Annotated in this window: 16 protein-coding genes; 7 read left to right on the top strand and 9 right to left on the bottom strand. The window is 56.9% G+C overall.

Annotated elements, in window-relative coordinates:
• Both VL197_01185 and VL197_01180 read right to left on the bottom strand, forming a co-directional pair.
• On the bottom strand, positions 1 to 464 hold a 464-nt coding region (locus tag VL197_01185), incomplete at its 3' end, for a hypothetical protein (protein ID HUJ16583.1).
• 466 nt (positions 465 to 930) lie between these two features.
• A complete protein-coding gene (locus VL197_01180) occupies positions 931 to 1,308 on the bottom strand; it encodes a cyclophilin-like fold protein (protein HUJ16582.1) in 378 nt (125 codons plus the stop codon).
• Between the two features lie 211 nt (positions 1,309 to 1,519).
• On the opposite strand from VL197_01180, the gene VL197_01175 reads away from it, so the two are divergent.
• From VL197_01175 to VL197_01155, 5 genes are all read left to right on the top strand, one after another.
• Positions 1,520 to 2,188: a hypothetical protein gene (locus VL197_01175; GenBank protein HUJ16581.1), complete on the top strand. Its 669-nt coding sequence runs from the start codon at positions 1,520 to 1,522 to the stop codon at positions 2,186 to 2,188.
• A 142-nt stretch (positions 2,189 to 2,330) separates the two neighbouring features.
• The gene (locus tag VL197_01170) at positions 2,331 to 2,897 is read left to right on the top strand and encodes a hypothetical protein (GenBank protein HUJ16580.1); all 567 of its coding nucleotides are present in this window, start codon (positions 2,331 to 2,333) and stop codon (positions 2,895 to 2,897) included.
• A gap of 54 nt (positions 2,898 to 2,951) precedes the next feature.
• Positions 2,952 to 3,320: a DUF2784 domain-containing protein gene (locus VL197_01165; GenBank protein ID HUJ16579.1), complete on the top strand. Its 369-nt coding sequence runs from the start codon at positions 2,952 to 2,954 to the stop codon at positions 3,318 to 3,320.
• A 316-nt stretch (positions 3,321 to 3,636) separates the two neighbouring features.
• Positions 3,637 to 4,104, top strand: a complete 468-nt coding sequence (locus tag VL197_01160; GenBank protein HUJ16578.1) for a hypothetical protein — start codon at positions 3,637 to 3,639, stop codon at positions 4,102 to 4,104.
• Positions 4,101 to 4,802, top strand: a complete 702-nt coding sequence (locus VL197_01155) for a hypothetical protein (GenBank protein ID HUJ16577.1) — start codon at positions 4,101 to 4,103, stop codon at positions 4,800 to 4,802. Before VL197_01160 ends, VL197_01155 begins: the two co-directional genes overlap by 4 nt.
• Before the next feature lie 100 nt (positions 4,803 to 4,902).
• Here the strand turns inward: VL197_01155 and VL197_01150 are convergent, their stop codons facing one another.
• The gene (locus tag VL197_01150; protein ID HUJ16576.1) at positions 4,903 to 6,027 is read right to left on the bottom strand and encodes an aminoglycoside phosphotransferase family protein; all 1,125 of its coding nucleotides are present in this window, start codon (positions 6,025 to 6,027) and stop codon (positions 4,903 to 4,905) included.
• 215 nt (positions 6,028 to 6,242) lie between these two features.
• On the opposite strand from VL197_01150, the gene VL197_01145 reads away from it, so the two are divergent.
• A complete protein-coding gene (locus VL197_01145; protein HUJ16575.1) occupies positions 6,243 to 6,512 on the top strand; it encodes a hypothetical protein in 270 nt (89 codons plus the stop codon).
• Between the two features lie 275 nt (positions 6,513 to 6,787).
• Here the strand turns inward: VL197_01145 and VL197_01140 are convergent, their stop codons facing one another.
• The 5 genes from VL197_01140 to VL197_01120 form a co-directional block, all read right to left on the bottom strand.
• On the bottom strand, positions 6,788 to 7,621 hold the full coding sequence (locus VL197_01140) for a DUF3108 domain-containing protein (GenBank protein ID HUJ16574.1): 834 nt from the start codon (positions 7,619 to 7,621) through the stop codon (positions 6,788 to 6,790).
• A 174-nt stretch (positions 7,622 to 7,795) separates the two neighbouring features.
• Positions 7,796 to 9,433 carry an acetolactate synthase large subunit gene (locus VL197_01135; GenBank protein HUJ16573.1) on the bottom strand — a complete coding sequence of 546 codons (1,638 nt, stop codon included), beginning with the start codon at positions 9,431 to 9,433 and terminating at the stop codon, positions 7,796 to 7,798.
• A 220-nt stretch (positions 9,434 to 9,653) separates the two neighbouring features.
• Complete coding sequence (locus tag VL197_01130) at positions 9,654 to 11,147, bottom strand: NAD-dependent succinate-semialdehyde dehydrogenase (GenBank protein ID HUJ16572.1); 1,494 nt, start codon at positions 11,145 to 11,147, stop codon at positions 9,654 to 9,656.
• A gap of 80 nt (positions 11,148 to 11,227) precedes the next feature.
• Complete coding sequence (locus VL197_01125; GenBank protein HUJ16571.1) at positions 11,228 to 12,472, bottom strand: citrate/2-methylcitrate synthase; 1,245 nt, start codon at positions 12,470 to 12,472, stop codon at positions 11,228 to 11,230.
• 81 nt (positions 12,473 to 12,553) lie between these two features.
• Positions 12,554 to 14,536, bottom strand: coding sequence for an aconitate hydratase (locus VL197_01120; GenBank protein ID HUJ16570.1), 1,983 nt, complete (start codon positions 14,534 to 14,536; stop codon positions 12,554 to 12,556).
• 270 nt (positions 14,537 to 14,806) lie between these two features.
• Here VL197_01120 and VL197_01115 point away from each other — a divergent pair, with 270 nt between their 5' ends.
• On the top strand, positions 14,807 to 15,049 hold the full coding sequence (locus tag VL197_01115) for a methyl-accepting chemotaxis protein (GenBank protein ID HUJ16569.1): 243 nt from the start codon (positions 14,807 to 14,809) through the stop codon (positions 15,047 to 15,049).
• On the opposite strand, the gene VL197_01110 is transcribed toward VL197_01115, so the two are convergent.
• Positions 14,988 to 15,200 (bottom strand): co-chaperone GroES family protein (locus VL197_01110; protein ID HUJ16568.1); only part of this gene is annotated, 213 nt, incomplete at its 5' end. The genes VL197_01115 and VL197_01110 overlap by 62 nt on opposite strands.

Raw genomic sequence — 15,200 nt, 5'->3', positions numbered from 1 at the left:
GCCAGGATCTCGGGGTGTTCCTCGCGGCTCAATATCTCCACGAGACCGGCCGTCGAAAATTCGCTCAGCATCTTCCCGATTTTATCCACGGCTGCGGCCCTGATGAGCGGCCGTCTGCTTTTCAACCTGTTCTCGTAATAGCCTTTGTACCCGAGTTCCAGGAACAGCTGCCCGATCTCCTTCTTGCAATCGCTGCGTGCGATCTGATCAAACAGTATTTCCTCAATGGCGCGCCACGGGAGGCTCGACGGACGCGAGCGAAGGTCATCGGAGATGGACAGAAGTGTGCCGGACTGAAGCGCATCGGTTATTTTCCGCCGGTACAATGCCCGATATTCATCCAGGGACGCATACTTCCTTGCATTCCGGATTCTCCTGGTCACGGCGGCCAGGAAGAGAACAAGGATCAAAATAACAATGACCGCAATAATGATAACAAGAGCCAGTCTATACGGATCTGTCATTGCTTCCCGATGCTCCCGTGCAGCCACGTACCTGCCGTCCGCCGTTGAGGCCGGTGTTCACCGGTGGCAGCAATCGTCCCTTTCCTGTCATGTTTTTTGTGAAGAAGGAGGGCTTGGGCGTTTTCTTATCAGCCGCGGCTACTGTTTACCCCCCATGGCGCTGCTCGCTTATCCTGATAAGAAGCGTGTGAAGTTTTATTGAATTTGGTAAGAGAAAGTTACGGCAGATTCCTGCGTCCCATCAATGATGACACAACCCGCAAAACACCCCGTGACCCAGGGGGCTCAGACGGATTAAAATCGCAATCAGGGCCGGCACTGCTCGAAATCCTTGTTTAATGTATTATATCTGTTTTGGCAAATATGAGTCAACAGAGTAATAAACCTTCTGCGGCACCGATTGTATCAGTACGCCTGCCATCGGGCCCGTGTATTCCGATGCGGTCATCCGTCCCCTGTGCTCTATTCAGCTCTTCTCGATCATGATCTTCCCCGCGCCCTTTGCCTGTGCCAGCAGCGTCGCCTCTCCCCCCGTGATTCTTCCCACGATGTTCACCGCGCTCGCGGGAACCGGGTCCTGTCCTTTGCTCATGGGCGTTGGACCGAAGAAAATGGCAAGCGCCCGTCCCGGTGGCCAGTACCCGATCTCGCCGGCCTTCACGTTCGTCGTGGCCGTCTCATCCAGGGGTGTGCTGACGGGTATCTCAAAATAAAACTCGTCGCCCCATTCGTTCGGCCGCGTCTCAATAGGAAGGATGCCGGCGACGGCCTTTGCGCAGGGAGTGTCTAACAGCTCTCCGTCGAGAACAATGCTCTTTATTGTGATCCGTATCTTTTGCGGCATACATTTATTATAGCATCGACAAAGCAGCCGGCAGGAGAGGCACGGTTCGGTTTCTTTTTCGTCAGGCTGGGTTGAACAGGCGAATGCCGCCAAGGCTGACTGCATAGCGTCAACGCCATTTTCCCCAACGTATTGATAAATCGTCCTCCCCATGCTATAGTCCCGTTTAGCTAATCACTTGTCAGCTATCATAGGAGACGAAGGGGTAAGAATGCGAGCAATACTATCGCTTTTGATATTGATGTCCGTGTCGAGCTGCATGTTAACGATTCCAACAAATTATTCGGGATCAGATGTGGGTTATGCTGTTATGGGCATAGGACAATCAACAGCGCTGGCGCTAAACAAATATAACCTTCCCATCGACAGTTATAGGTTCGTGTTTCGGCGTATTGGGGAGAAGCATAAGGGATGGCTCTATTATCCTACATATAACAATTTATTTTCGAACCGCAAAACTAAACGCTACAGATCATCAGATGAGACTGGGATCGTGGAAATAGCAGCGCTGCAGGCTGGACAGTACGAGTTAGTGAACTTTGAGGTTTTTCGTTCTCACGCCAGCCCATTTGATATGCTGTTGCCGGATGTTTCCGGATCGGCTCAAGATTTCTCAATTCCATTTGAGATAAAACCGGGCAAGGTTGTCTATCTAGGGAATTATCAAGCAAACCTACTTTCAAAAAAAGGAGACGTATTCTTTATTGTTGAGGATCGTTTTGCGCGGGATTTGGCACTTGCAAAATTGCATATAGAATTGTTGCCTGTCGAGAATGCACGGGATGCAATGCCCGACGTTGAGAAAGTCGGTAACCGTTTCCTAATATCAGCGGCGCAAGCAAAGGCTAGGGAGGCGGCTAACCCTGGCGTGCAGCCGTAGATCGGGCAGAACGACGCGAAACCCGACGCACTTACTCTCGTTAGCATAATTATATTGCTTTTTTCAGCCGAATGATGGCTTGACACGTGTTGGGCTTCATTTCTTTCAACCCAACCTACTACTAAATACAGAAGGCATCAAAATGAAAGCATTGAAATCGATCCTAATCTTCTCGTTATTGTTGCCGGCAGGCGCATTCGCTGTCGTGAAGCCCGTCCGGATTCTCATTCCGCAAATAAATGGCGTTACGTGTCCGGAAAATAATCTTTGCATCGATGATGAAAAAAGATTAAATGAGGCCAAGACGCTTTATACAGACGCCTTAAAGTTCGTCCAGGACAAACTTGGCGCTTTCGATACGGCACCCCGGGTTGTATTCTGCAGTTCACAAAAGTGCTTTAACGAATTCGGCGGGGGGAAGCGGTCTGCTGTGACGATCGGCAGTTTCGGCGTGGTAATTGCTCCGAAAGGCTGGGAATATTATTGTGTCCGCCATGAATTGATCCATCACTGGCAGGCCGAAAAGCTTGGCAATTTCAAATTTTGGAGGGAGCCCGATTGGCTGACGGAAGGAATGGCATATTCCTTAAGCGGTGATCCCAGGAAATTTCTGGATCAGCCGTTTCAAGACTATAGAAGCCGCTTCAATGAATGGAACCGGGCGAGGGGTGCGGGAGACCTGCTGACCGCAATGAAAGCAGTTCAATAGAGCCTCCGGGTCCGCAGCTCATCGTTCTCCCCTGCTCTGAGCCGGTGTACTTATATGTCTTCGAAACTCTTGGCCGACATCATTCTCCTCTTTCATTTTGCCTTTGTTCTGTTCGCCGTCTTCGGCGGATTCGTCGCTCTCGCCAAGCCACACGCTGCCTGGTTTCACGTGCCCGTTGTGCTTTGGTCATCACTTGTCAACCTTGCGAGCTGGACCTGCCCGCTTACACCGCTTGAAAATCTGTTCCGCGCTCAAGCGGGACAGGCAGGATACCAAGGCGGATTTATCCAGCATTACATTGAACCCATGGTCTATCCCAACGGCCTGCCGCGGGATTTCGAGCTCATTGCGGGAATCTCAATCCTTGTTTGGAATGGACTGGTCTACGCATTCCTGGTCTTCCGGCTGCGACAACGGCGTTAAATTGAACCTGCATTTCAAATGCTTTTCGCCGTTATGCCCGAATTGATCCGGCATCCAGCAGGATTTGAGAACACGGGATTCCGCTTTCGCGGGAATGACGAAACCGGTAGATGGAGTAGAGCAACGCGAAACCCGAATGCCGTTGAAGGCCTTTCCTCGTACCGAACTGCCCGCGGGTTTATTATTTGCATCGTTTCCACCTTGCCTTTCAACGACGTTTTCACTATAATTTCCCATCTCGAGAGCATTCGCACACGAGGAGCAGGAGTAGCTGGTGAAAGCGCTTACCTTGACAAAAGGGGTTCTCGTCTGCAGCGTGCTGGGTGCGACGTTGTTCATTGCAGGCTGTTCACAGCCGGCAAAATACATCCTGGTCACGGACCGTAATGACGTCAATTTTGCGGATGGAGACCGCTTTTATATCTGCCTGCAGCCGGAAGAAGCGCAGCGGGTCAGGGGCATGCTGACCTTGCGTACGAAGTCATCAGTCAAAGAATATTACAAAACAAGAAGCGGTGGTCCGGATGCTCTGGAGGAAATATTATATGACATTATCAGCGCCCATTATTCGGCCGCTCAGGGCCGGATGGATACGCAGGGCGACTCGCTTCCTCCGTATTTACGGCTGCTGCTCAAGGCCGACCTTGCGCGTGAGAACAAGCGACAGCGAACTGACCCGGGCCATTTGGTTCAAATGTATCAGGCCGCCTTTGACGACCCGGGCTGCGGTCTGAACCGCGATCTTATCAAATTAAGGATCAGACAGGTGAGGTATGGGCGATGAAAAAACTGTTCATTGTCGCACTGGTGTTCTTGCTGGGGGGTTGTATGGGAACTTCGCATTTGCAGACGAGCCTGACAGAACAGAAGAGTGCCCTCCTGTACGTGTTCGACAGCGGCAAGATTGATCCGAAGACAGGAGACAGCCTCTCGATAGTGCGATATGTCGTAGATGATATTCTTGCACCTGATACCGTGGTAAAGAACAAATCAACCTTTGTCCTCCCCCTGGTGTTTTTCAATATGTGGAAGCAGGAAGACCAGGCGCAGCTTGGATATAGCCAGCTTGAAAACGACTACAAGCAGTTTATGAAGGAGAGCTTCCTCCAGGAATTGAAACGGAGCGGCAAGTTCGTCTACCAGGACAATCAGGGCAACATTGCTCTCGATATCAGCGTGAAAAAGATCGAAATGTCGGCCCCCATCCTTCAACGGGGGAATTTTCTCTTTTTAGTGTTCTTTTTCGGCTATTCATCCCAGACATATGCGGGCCCCGTTGATGTTGCCATAGATGCCGATGTCCGCGTTAACAGGGGTGGCCAGGTTGTCATGACGAGGGAAGTCCACGGAAAATTCCGAACAAGCATCCTGAGCGGCAGTAATGTGAAGATGAAAGATTACTCTACAGCCATGACCGAGGGACTTTCGATGGCTATCAAGGACCTGAATGAAAAGATCGTAAAAGAAATAAATCAGATCTGACGCTCATACAATCAGGGAATGGTTGCCCATTCCCTCTTACCATTCTTCCAAATTTCTTCGTATCCGGGTTGAAACCCACTCCTTCCTGAATCATCTTTCCCTATTCTCTCTTGACCTGCCTTCCGATAAAGTCCGACATCTTCTCTTCCGCTGCTTCGATGCTTTCGAGCAGCCTGAACTGCACCCTGGCGCGGCGCAGGTTGTGGGATGGATAGTTGATCTTGAAATAGGTGTCGCCGCGAAGATAGTCCGCCAGGAACCGGATGCCGAGCTCAAAGGTGATCACCTTGACTGACGCAGGGAGCAGCTCGATCTCCTTCGCGGTCAGGAAGGAACCCGCCTCTTGCAGATATCCGCGGGCAATAGACTCGAACAGCGTCAGGTCGAGCCGCGACGCGTCAAGATCTTCGGCGTCCTCCCCTGCCGGGTTTGCCGCAGAACGTACGCAGTCCCCGAAATCGAACGGAGCAATGCCGGGCTGCACCGTGTCGAGGTCCAGCATGCACAGGGCCTCTCCCGTAGACCGGTCGACCATCACGTTGTTCACCTTGGGGTCGTTGTGCACCACGCGGACCGGAAGGGCGCCAGCATCCATGAGGTCCGTCAGGAGGGGCGCGAGACCCCGCCGCTGTTCCACCAGATCGCGTTCAGCACCTGCCTCCCTGGCCCTCGCGCGTGCGTCCTGCCGCAGGGCGTCATCGTACTCTTTCAGGGAGCGCGGTGTGTGGTGAAAGCCGGGAAGGGTGAAATGCAGCTTCGCGGGGGGGAGGTCCGAGACAAGCGCCTGGAACCGGCCGATCGCCCTGCCGACCTCGCGTGCGTGCCCGGGATCGGTCACGCTGTCGAGTACGGTCCCGGCTTCGATGAAATGGAACATCCGCCAGAACGCGCCCGACGGGTCCCGGTGATAGGAGCCGTTGTCGCGCGTCAATACGAGTGCGGGAGCCACGGTCTCGGGATCGACCCCGCCCTGCACCCGGAGCCGTGCAGCGATGTGCGACGTGACCGTCCCGATGTTTTCCATCACCAGATCGGGCCGCCTGAAAACGTTCTTGTTGACCCGCTGCAGCAGGTACCTGCGGACGCCTCCGCCCCCTTGCACCTCACAGAGGTACGTGTCGTTGATGAGGCCGGAGCCGAACCGCTCCGCCTTCTCGATCCTGCCCGGGACATTGAAGCGGGAGAAGACGTCAAGGACCTCCTGATCATTCTCGATGAAATTCACGGTTCATTATACCATGTTCCTGTTGTTATTCCACATCGTCTCTGCTCGCTCCACACGGCTGCCGGTTGTAGTGGGGGGCGTCAACTGCGTTCTTTTTGCTATTGACAGTCCGCGTCGGCAGAGTTACCATTACCACGTAATGGGATAATGTTAGTCCTCTTTCGGGGTGCAAACCGGGCAGTAAAAAGTCATCCCGGAAAAGGGGGAGGAGAAGTATGACAAAGTATCTAATTTCCTCACGGCATGAGGCGGCTGACTGTTCACGTGCGCTCGACGAGGTACTGGCCAAAGGGTCCGGCATCCTCGATAAGTTCGTCTACGGATGCAGAGAAGGAGACCACACGGGCTACGCGCTCGTGGACGTCAAGACCCTGAGCGATGCCTTGGCGATGGTGCCCGGCTTCCTGCAGGAGTCGGCCTGCATAACAAGGGTTGAGAAGTTCACTCCGGCGGAGATCAGGTCGCTCCACGCAAAGGCAGCATAAGGCCGTAGGGGGGGTATTCTCCTGCGATTTTTCTGCCCACGCGGTAAGAGTGTGAAGGTAATTTGCCACCGAGCGAACCGGACACAGAGAAAAAAGGTGACAGCCGGGGCACAGGCTGAAGCCGAAGATTCAAAGTAACGAATCTCCTCCGCGCTCCGGAATCTCAGTGGCAAAGATTTAAAAGCACCTGCAGTGAAGTTTCCTGCAGGTGCTTTTTTTATGCGGAAGGCGCCTTGTGTCAGTCAGGGAAAATTCTTGCGGCACATGCTGTCATTTCACTGCTCCATGGCCTCCATCTTCATACCCGTGAGCGCAAACACGAAAGCTCCTACCTTGAGCTTGCTCTTCATTAGCACCGGGATCCTCCGGCTGTCGTTCGTAAGCCAGAGGAACACCTCACCCTTGTTGAGGAATACGCCCTGGTAACGTGGGTAGGTTCTGATCTCGATCGTGTCGAACTCGCCCGCCGGTGTTTTCGTCCTTTCCCTGCCCAGGGTCTGGACCTCGACGGACCAGTTCTTGCCGCTATCGTGGACATCGATGGTCGTCGTTCTGCCGGGCGTGAAGTCATCCAGCATCCGGATATAATAGAGCGTTGAGAGCACGTCCAGCACCTGGTCGGGAACATCAAAAGTCTCGGGCAAATCGTTGTTCAGCCGGCTGACCACGGTATGGTGGGCCCGGTCGAAGACCACCTCGCGGTTTCTCTTTTTCGCGCCGTAGTGCTCGGCGAGACTGTACGACAGGCTCTGCATGGTCTGCGGGTCAAAGACGCTGCGGACCGAATCGTCGACCCGAAAGACACTGTCCACCACACCGACCGAGCGGCCCGTGACGGTGAAGACCAGGACCTCCCGGTTGTCCGGCAACCTGTCCCGGTTGACCTTCACGACCGCGGTTCCCGCCGTTACGATGTTGGACCAGCTGATGTCGTATGTCAGCGTTTCCCCCGGCTGGAATGCCAGGGGGCGCTCCGCGATTGACGACAGCGGCCGGTCTTGCGCACCCGACGCGCCGGAAGCGGTCACCAGCCCGAGGGTCAGGAGCACCAGGACAGCGGAACGCCTCAGGTTGCCCCCATGCCAGAACTTTCTGAACAGATTCAGCATATACAAACACCCCTGACTACACAATGACCGTATAATCAGGACCATCCTCTTACCCGCGCAGGATCCGGTAAGAACCGCCTGTACACTGTCACGTACCTTGCCTTGATGCACCCCCTTGTGGGCCCGAATCCTGCAAGCAAGACATATTAACACTTCTGTCTCGCAAAACCATCGTTATTCCATAATGCAGGTGATGTTCCCCAGCTCCTTCGAAAATGTTTCGTAGTTGAGCGAGTAGTCCACGGGGCATTCTACCAGCACGAAGGTGTCGCGGGAAAAGGCGTCCCGGAGGACCCGCGAGAGATCGTCCCCCCTGCTCACCTTCATTCCCACGGCGCCGTAGCTCTCGGCGTATTTCACGAAATCAGGGTTGCCGCAATCCAGCCCGAAGTTCGGGAACCCCTTCGCCTGCTGCTCCCACTTGATGAACCCGAAGCCATTGTCGTTCAGGACCAGGACCACCAGCGGGATGTCGTACCGGAGCGCCGTCTCGATCTCCTGGGAGTTCATCATGAAGCCGCCGTCGCCCACCACGGCAAGCACCTTCCGGGAGGGATACAGCATCTTGGCCGCGATGCCCGTTGGCACACCAGCGCCCATGGTCGCCAGCGCATTGTCCACAAGGAACGTGTTGGGCCGGTAGGTCTTGTACAGCCGCGCGAACCACAGCTTATAGATGCCGTTGTCCAGGGTCAGGATGTCCTCGTGCGCCAGGACATTCCTCACATGCCAAACGACCTCCCGGGGCGTCAGCGGATATTGTTTCTCGAAATCGAGAGCGAGTTTCTTCTCGAGGAACTCGCGGGTCGCTTGGAACGTGTCCCCGTTCTTCCGCGCGGGGACAAGCTCCCCGAGCTGCCGGAGCGAACAGGAGATGTCCCCGATCACTTCGACCGCCGGGTTGTAGTACTTGTCCGTCTCGGCAACCGTGAAGTCGATGTTGATGATCGTCTTGTCCAGGTCCTGGTTCCACACGAAGGGCGGGTATTCAACGATATTGTAGCCGATCGTGATGATGACGTCCGCCTGGTCGATCCCGCAATTGATGTAGTCGCGGCGGTGGATGCCCGTGGCGAAGAGGCTGTATTGGGACTCGTCGCTCAGCACCCCCTTTCCCATCTGTGTATGCACGGCGAAGATACCGGTCTGATTGATGAACTGCGTCAGCTGCCGATTGATCAAATTGCGATTTGCACCGGAGGACAGCACGATAAGGGGGTTCTTCGCCCCCCTGATCAACTCGGCCGCCCGCAGGAGCGACTTGGGGTCCGGCGCCGCCCGCCTCACGAGGCCGCGCTTCTGGACCTGGGCGGTCGTGTCGCTCCCGGCAACGTCTTCGGGCAGTTCGATATGCACCGCGCCCGGGCGCTCCGCCTGGGCCAGCTTGAACGCGTTCCGGAGCACTGTGGGGACCATGCCGGGGTCCGCGATCGAGATCGCATCTTTCGTGACCGGCCGCATCATGCTCACGATATCGATCAGCTGAAACCGCGCCTGAATGTTCTCGCGGAGCGCCTTCTGCCCCGAGATCGATACCAGCGGCGCGCCGATCAGCTGTGCGTGCGCCACGCCCGTCATCAGGTTGGTCGCGCCCGGCCCGAGCGTGGAGAAGCAGACGCCGGCCCTGCCCGTGAGCCTGCCGTAGGTGGCTGCCATGAACGCCGCCGCCTGTTCGTGGCGGGTGACGATCACCTTGATCGAGGACGTGCGGAGGGACTCGAGAAAATCCAGGTTCTCCTCGCCCGGGAGGCCGAAGATATCTTCAACTCCTTCTTCCTCCAGTTGCCTCACGAACAGGTCGGATGCTTTCATTCATTCTCCTAAAAAGGATAGACTGCACAGAAAGAAGCAGAAACGGTATCAAGACCCGTCTCGCGCAAAGGACGCAAAGGTTAAGATTAAAAGCTTTGTGATACGATTAACTCTTCACGAAACGCATATGTCTATCGTATGAGTAAATTCAGCCGGAATTAATAAACCTGACCGGCTTGGTTTCAAGCTTTTCTTTGCGACTTTGCGCGAGATGGCTTTTTTATTCCTTCACCACGATCGTCTTGATGTTCACGAACTCCTTCAGGCCGTATGATGACAGCTCCCTGCCGATGCCGGACTTCTTGACCCCGCCGAAAGGCAGCCGCGGGTCTGACTTCACCATGTCGTTGATCGCGACGACCCCGGATTCGATCCTGGCGGCGATCCTCTCGGCCCGATCCGTGTTCCTGCTCCAGACCGACGCGCCGAGGCCATATTCCGTGTTGTTCGCAATCCGGATTGCCTCGTCCTCGCTCTTCACGACGACGACCGGAGCAACGGGGCCGAACACCTCCTCGGTCATGACCTTGCTGTCGAGCTTCGGGTTGAACACCGCGGTCGGCGGGAAGAAGAACCCCTTCTTGAAGGAGGCGATATCAAACTGGACGACCTCGGCGCCGCCCGCCTTCGCGTCGCGCAGCTGTTTCTGGAGCGTGTCCGCGAGATCGCGCCGCGCCAGCGGTCCCACATCGGTCTTCTCGTCCATGGGGTCGCCGACCTTCAGCTCCGCGAGCCGGGCCAGGAAATGCTTCCTGAATTCATCAGCCACGGAGTCCATCACGATAAACCGCTTGGCCGCGATGCAGCTCTGGCCGGCATTGATCATGCGAGCATTGGCCGCCATCCTGCCTGCTTTTTCCACATCGGCGTCGTCCAGTACGATGAACGGGTCTGACCCGCCGAGTTCGAGCACGAGCTTCTTGATCCTGCCTCCTGCATGGGCGCCGACCTGCTCGCCCGCGCCGTTGCTTCCGGTGAGCGACACGGCGTCAACCTTGTCCGTATCGATCAGGTTGAGCGTCTCCTTGGCATCGATGATCAGGGTCCTGAACACGTCCTGCGGGAAGCCCGCCGCCCTGAACGCGTCCTCGATGGAGAGCGCGGTACGCGGAACGTTCGACGCGTGTTTCAAGAGGACCACGTTCCCCGCCGTGACCGCGGGAATGCCGAACCGGAATGCCTGCCAGTAGGGAAAGTTCCAGGGCATGATGGCGAGCGCCACGCCGAGGGGCTGGAACATGACCGTGCTCTTTTTGTTGTCGGTCTTGATCTCCTCGGGCGCGAGCATCCGCGCGGCATTTTCGGCATAGTAATCGCATAGCCACGCGCACTTCTCGATTTCGGCTAGCGACTCCTTGATGGCCTTGCCCATCTCCCGGGTGATCACCTCCGCGTATTTCCGCTTCTCCGCCCGCAGGTGCTCGCCGAGCCGCCTGACCAGCGACGCACGGTCCGCTACGGCTACATCCCTCCAGGACCTGAACGCCTCCCGGGATCGGACGACCTGGGCGTTGATCTCGTCACGGGTCAGGAGCGGGATATCCGACATGACCTGCTCCGTATAAGGATTGACCGACGGAATTGTCTTTCTCTTCTCTCGGTATGATTTCAATGAACTGACCTTCATGGTTTTCACCCCCTTGGAGGAGGACGCGCGTTTTTTCGCTGCCCCGGTTGTCTTCACTTTTTTCCTGGCTGCCTTTTTGAGTGCCATAACCGTCCTCCTGAATACAGAATAACTGCTTACGTACGAACCTTTCAAGCCTCAAGACACGCGCAGCAACATTGCAACAATTACTTTGACGCAAGCGTTTCGGATTTCGAGTTTTCTGTCCTCTTCTCCACCGGCGCGTACAAGCACCCTGTCTTCCCGCAATAATTCCCCACATACTCCGACGAGGGCCGGTAGAGCGCGGGCTTGCCCTGGGCCTCGCCGAACTTCTCTTCGATGATATGCGCGGTCCATCCCGCGATCCGTGCCACGGCGAAGACCGGGGTCATCATATCTCCCGGAATGCCCATCATGTGGTACACGGGCGCGCTGTAGAAATCGACGTTCGGTTTGATCGTGGTCTTGCCCTTCTTCACGAGTTCGGTGAGCGCCGTCTCCTCGATCACCGCGAGCATCCGGCGCCACTCATCCTGGCCGAGCTTTTCGCCCAGCCGTTTGCCCATTTCCCTCAGGAACCGGGCGCGCGGATCGTTCGTCTTGTACACCGCATGGCCCATGCCCATGATCTTCCTGCCCGCCTCGAGTTCGCGCCGCACCCATCCCGGGATGTCCTTCTCGCTCCTCAGTTCCATAAGCATCTTCATGACGAGGGCGTTCGCGCCGCCATGCAATCCGCCGGAGAGGGCGCCCACCCCCGCGGCGACGCCGGCATACATGTGCGCCTGCGTGGAAACGACCGCACGGCAGGCGAACGTGGATGCATTGAAGGAGTGGTCGGCGTGCAGGATAAGCGCAACATCCAGGTCCATGGCAACTTCAGGATCGGGATGCTTCCCCGTCATTTGCCACAGGAAGTTCTCGGCATGGGAAAGACGGTCATCGGGTGCGAGCGGCTCGAGGTCATGCCGGATCCGCTGCCAGGCCGCAACGACGGCCGGGAGCCGGGCGATGAGCCGCACCGCTTTGGCGGTATTGGCATCTCTCGTCTCTCTATCCAGCTCAGGATCGGCCATGGCCAGGGCCGGGATCGACGCCTGGAGCGCGTCCATCGGACGGGCGCCGTGCGGCCAGGCCTTGAGCGAGTTCAGGACAAAACCCGGGATCTGGCGAGCTTTCAGAAGCCGCTGCCTGAACTCCTTCAGTTGGTCCTTGGACGGAAGATCTCCGTTCAGCAGGAGATAGGCGGTCTCTTCGAACGTGGAGTTCTTTGCCAGGTCCTCGATCCGGTATCCGCGGTAGATCAGGATGCCGTTCTCGCCGTCAACATCGGAGATCTTCGTGTCTGCGACTGTTACCCCCCGCAGCCCTATGTTCTTGGTCGCCTTCCCGTCAGAGGCGCCTTCCTTTATGTCAACCTTGGTAACCATCGCGGCCTTTCTCTGCACCCGTGCACGAATGAATGCACTCAAGTGGATTATTGACGAATCTTACGGCGGTCGTATCCCGGTTCACCTGCGTATTTGCGCGGCTACACGAGGCTCCGCGCTGCTTTCTCCGAGCAGCTGCTCCTTCACGTAGTTCAGCGTTCCGCCTGCCAGCAGATGCGTCCGCTGGCGGTCAGAAACGTCCAGGATCGTCATGATCGTTTCTTCGTCAGCCTCCACCGGGATCTCCCGCTCTCCCCGTTCGATCCGCCGTCTCAGCTCGGGAAACACCAGCCCCGTTCCCTTCTTCAGTTTTTCATAATCGCCGGGCTTCGCGAACGTAAGGGGGATGATCCCGAAATTGCAGAGGTTGGACTTGTGGATCCTGGCAAAGCTCTTCACGATCTTGACGCGGACCCCGAGATAGCGCGGCGCCAGAGCCGCATGTTCCCTGCTCGAGCCCTGACCGTAGTTCTCGCCGCCGACCACCACGACGGGGCCGCCGGCCCCGCGGCACTCCCTGGCGAAATCGGGATCGATCTGCGAGAACACGAATTCGCTCAAGGCCTCGATGTTGGAGCGGAAGGGCAGCACCTTGTTGCCCGCAGGCATGATCGCGTCCGTGGAGATATTGTCCCCCACCTTCAGGACAACTTTCGCTGAAAGCTCCTCCGCCAGCGGCTCGAGCCTGGGCAGGGGTCTGATATTCGGTCCGCGGACGATCACCGTCTTCGCCAGCTCGTCTGTCGGGAAAATGATGGAACGTTCGTCGATCCGGTACTCCTTCGGGTCTTCGGCTTTCGGATAGGCCATGTCCTTTGCAAGATCGCGGGGGTCGGTAATCACACCCTTGATGGCGGCTGCAGTCGCGGTCTCGGGAGAGCAGAGGTAGACCTTATCGTCCCTGGTCCCGGATCTGCCGGGGAAGTTCCGCGGGAACGTCCGCAGGCTCACCTCTCCGGTGCCCGGCGCCTGGCCCATGCCGATGCAGCCCTGGCACCCCGGTTCATGCACCCGCGTGCCCGAGGTCAGGAACGAGAGCAGGCCGCCGGCCTGGTATACATTCTCGAGCACCTGTCTGCTGCCGGGGTTCACGTGGAAGGACACGTCCGGATGCACCCGCCGCCCCTCGAGCATCCGGGCCGCGATCATGAGGTCACGGAAGGACGAGTTCACGCTGCTGCCCACGATCGCCTGGCCGACCTTGATCCCCGCGACCTCGCGTACCGGAACAACATTGCCGGGGGAGGAAGGCTTCGCGATCAGGGGCTCCAGTTTCGAAAGGTCGATCTCGGCATATTCATCATAGAGCGCCCCCTCATCCGCTTCGAGCGGCGCCCATGCCGCCCCCCTGCCCTGCGCCTCGAGATATTCCCTCGTCCGCTCGTCGGAAGGGAACAGGGAGGTGGTCGCGCCCGTTTCGGTGCCCATGTTGCCGATGGTTTCGCGGTCCGTTGCCGAGAGCGATGCGGCTCCGGGCCCGTAGTATTCGATGATCTTGCCCACGCAGCCCTTGACGTCGTAGCGCCGAAGCATCTCGAGGATCACGTCCTTGGCGCTAACCCAGGCCGGAAGTTTTCCCAGGAGCTTGACGCCCAGCACCTTCGGGCACGGGAAGTAGTAAGGATATCCGGCCATGGCCAGGGCAACGTCAAGCCCGCCTGCGCCGATGCCGAGCATCGAGACGCCCGCAGCGCCCGGGGTATGGCTGTCCGCGCCCAGCAGGGTTTTGCCCGCGACGCCGAAGCGCTCCATGTGCACCTGGTGAGAGACGCCGTTGCCCGGCCTGCTGAAATGGATACCGTACCTCGCTGAAGCGGTCTGGAGGAACCTATGGTCATCCGCATTCTTGTTGTCGGTCTGGAGCAGGTTGTGGTCCACGTACTGCGCCGCAAGCCCGGCCCGCACCCGGTCGATGCCAAGAGACTCGAATTCAAGCATGGCCACGGTACCCGTTGCATCCTGCAGCAGTGTGTGGTCGATCCTGATGCCGATCTCTTTCCCCGGGATGAGTTCCCCTTCCGCGAGATGGGCTTCGAGTATCTTATAGGTCAGATTTTTTTTCATGAATAACACCGGGGTAGAGCTTCAACAGGGACCTCCCAAATAAACCATATCGTACAATGGATCAGCCTAAATAAGATCATCTTAAATAAGGGATAATTTTCATCCTTTTTCCCTTTTCCCTTTAATTTTAGCACACCTTAGCCGGGAACGGTAGCTCCCGGCCATGATGGGGGATGGTCAGCAAATCTATTACTTGCGTTTTCTAAGTCTTTTTTCTTAAAGATTCCTGGCGACAATCAGAAAAAATATACCAGGGATTTTTTCTCGGCTGTGGGAAAGCAGAGCGGGCGCACCAGGGAGATTGGCAGGTCATTCAAGGATATCGCGGACCAGGCTAATCTCCTGGCGCTGAACGAGGCCATCGAGGCCGCGCGAGCAGGCGGGCTGGACGGGGGATTCGCCGTTGTTGCCGAAAATACGGGAACGGACCGCGCCGGTGCGCATAAAGCGCTCAGCCCTCCTCGGACAGCTCCGTGCGGACGAGCGCGAAGATCGCGGAATGGGGGACAATGAGGTACTTTTTCTCCTCGAATTCGATCTCCATGGCCGCCTCCTTAAGAAAGATCGCGTAGTCTCCATCCGCGGCCTGAAGCGGAACGTACCTGACCTCCTTCTTGCCCGTGGTCCAGGACTCGACAGGCGAAGAGTCCGGGATCGCATACCC

The sequence above is a fragment of the Nitrospirota bacterium genome (assembly GCA_035516965.1).
Taxonomy (GTDB): Bacteria; Nitrospirota; UBA9217; order UBA9217; family UBA9217; genus MHEA01.
The sequence above is the reverse complement of the archived record's forward strand: the minus strand, read 5'-3'. Positions and strand labels throughout refer to the sequence as shown.

Coding starts and splice junctions, on each gene's coding strand:
- VL197_01180 (HUJ16582.1), bottom strand. CDS start 1,308: ATGCCGCAAAAGATACGGATCACAATAAAGAGCATTGTTCTCGACGGA.
- VL197_01175 (HUJ16581.1), top strand. CDS start 1,520: ATGCGAGCAATACTATCGCTTTTGATATTGATGTCCGTGTCGAGCTGC.
- VL197_01170 (HUJ16580.1), top strand. CDS start 2,331: ATGAAAGCATTGAAATCGATCCTAATCTTCTCGTTATTGTTGCCGGCA.
- VL197_01165 (HUJ16579.1), top strand. CDS start 2,952: ATGTCTTCGAAACTCTTGGCCGACATCATTCTCCTCTTTCATTTTGCC.
- VL197_01155 (HUJ16577.1), top strand. CDS start 4,101: ATGAAAAAACTGTTCATTGTCGCACTGGTGTTCTTGCTGGGGGGTTGT.
- VL197_01145 (HUJ16575.1), top strand. CDS start 6,243: ATGACAAAGTATCTAATTTCCTCACGGCATGAGGCGGCTGACTGTTCA.
- VL197_01140 (HUJ16574.1), bottom strand. CDS start 7,621: ATGCTGAATCTGTTCAGAAAGTTCTGGCATGGGGGCAACCTGAGGCGT.
- VL197_01135 (HUJ16573.1), bottom strand. CDS start 9,433: ATGAAAGCATCCGACCTGTTCGTGAGGCAACTGGAGGAAGAAGGAGTT.
- VL197_01130 (HUJ16572.1), bottom strand. CDS start 11,147: ATGGCACTCAAAAAGGCAGCCAGGAAAAAAGTGAAGACAACCGGGGCA.
- VL197_01125 (HUJ16571.1), bottom strand. CDS start 12,472: ATGGTTACCAAGGTTGACATAAAGGAAGGCGCCTCTGACGGGAAGGCG.
- VL197_01120 (HUJ16570.1), bottom strand. CDS start 14,536: ATGAAAAAAAATCTGACCTATAAGATACTCGAAGCCCATCTCGCGGAA.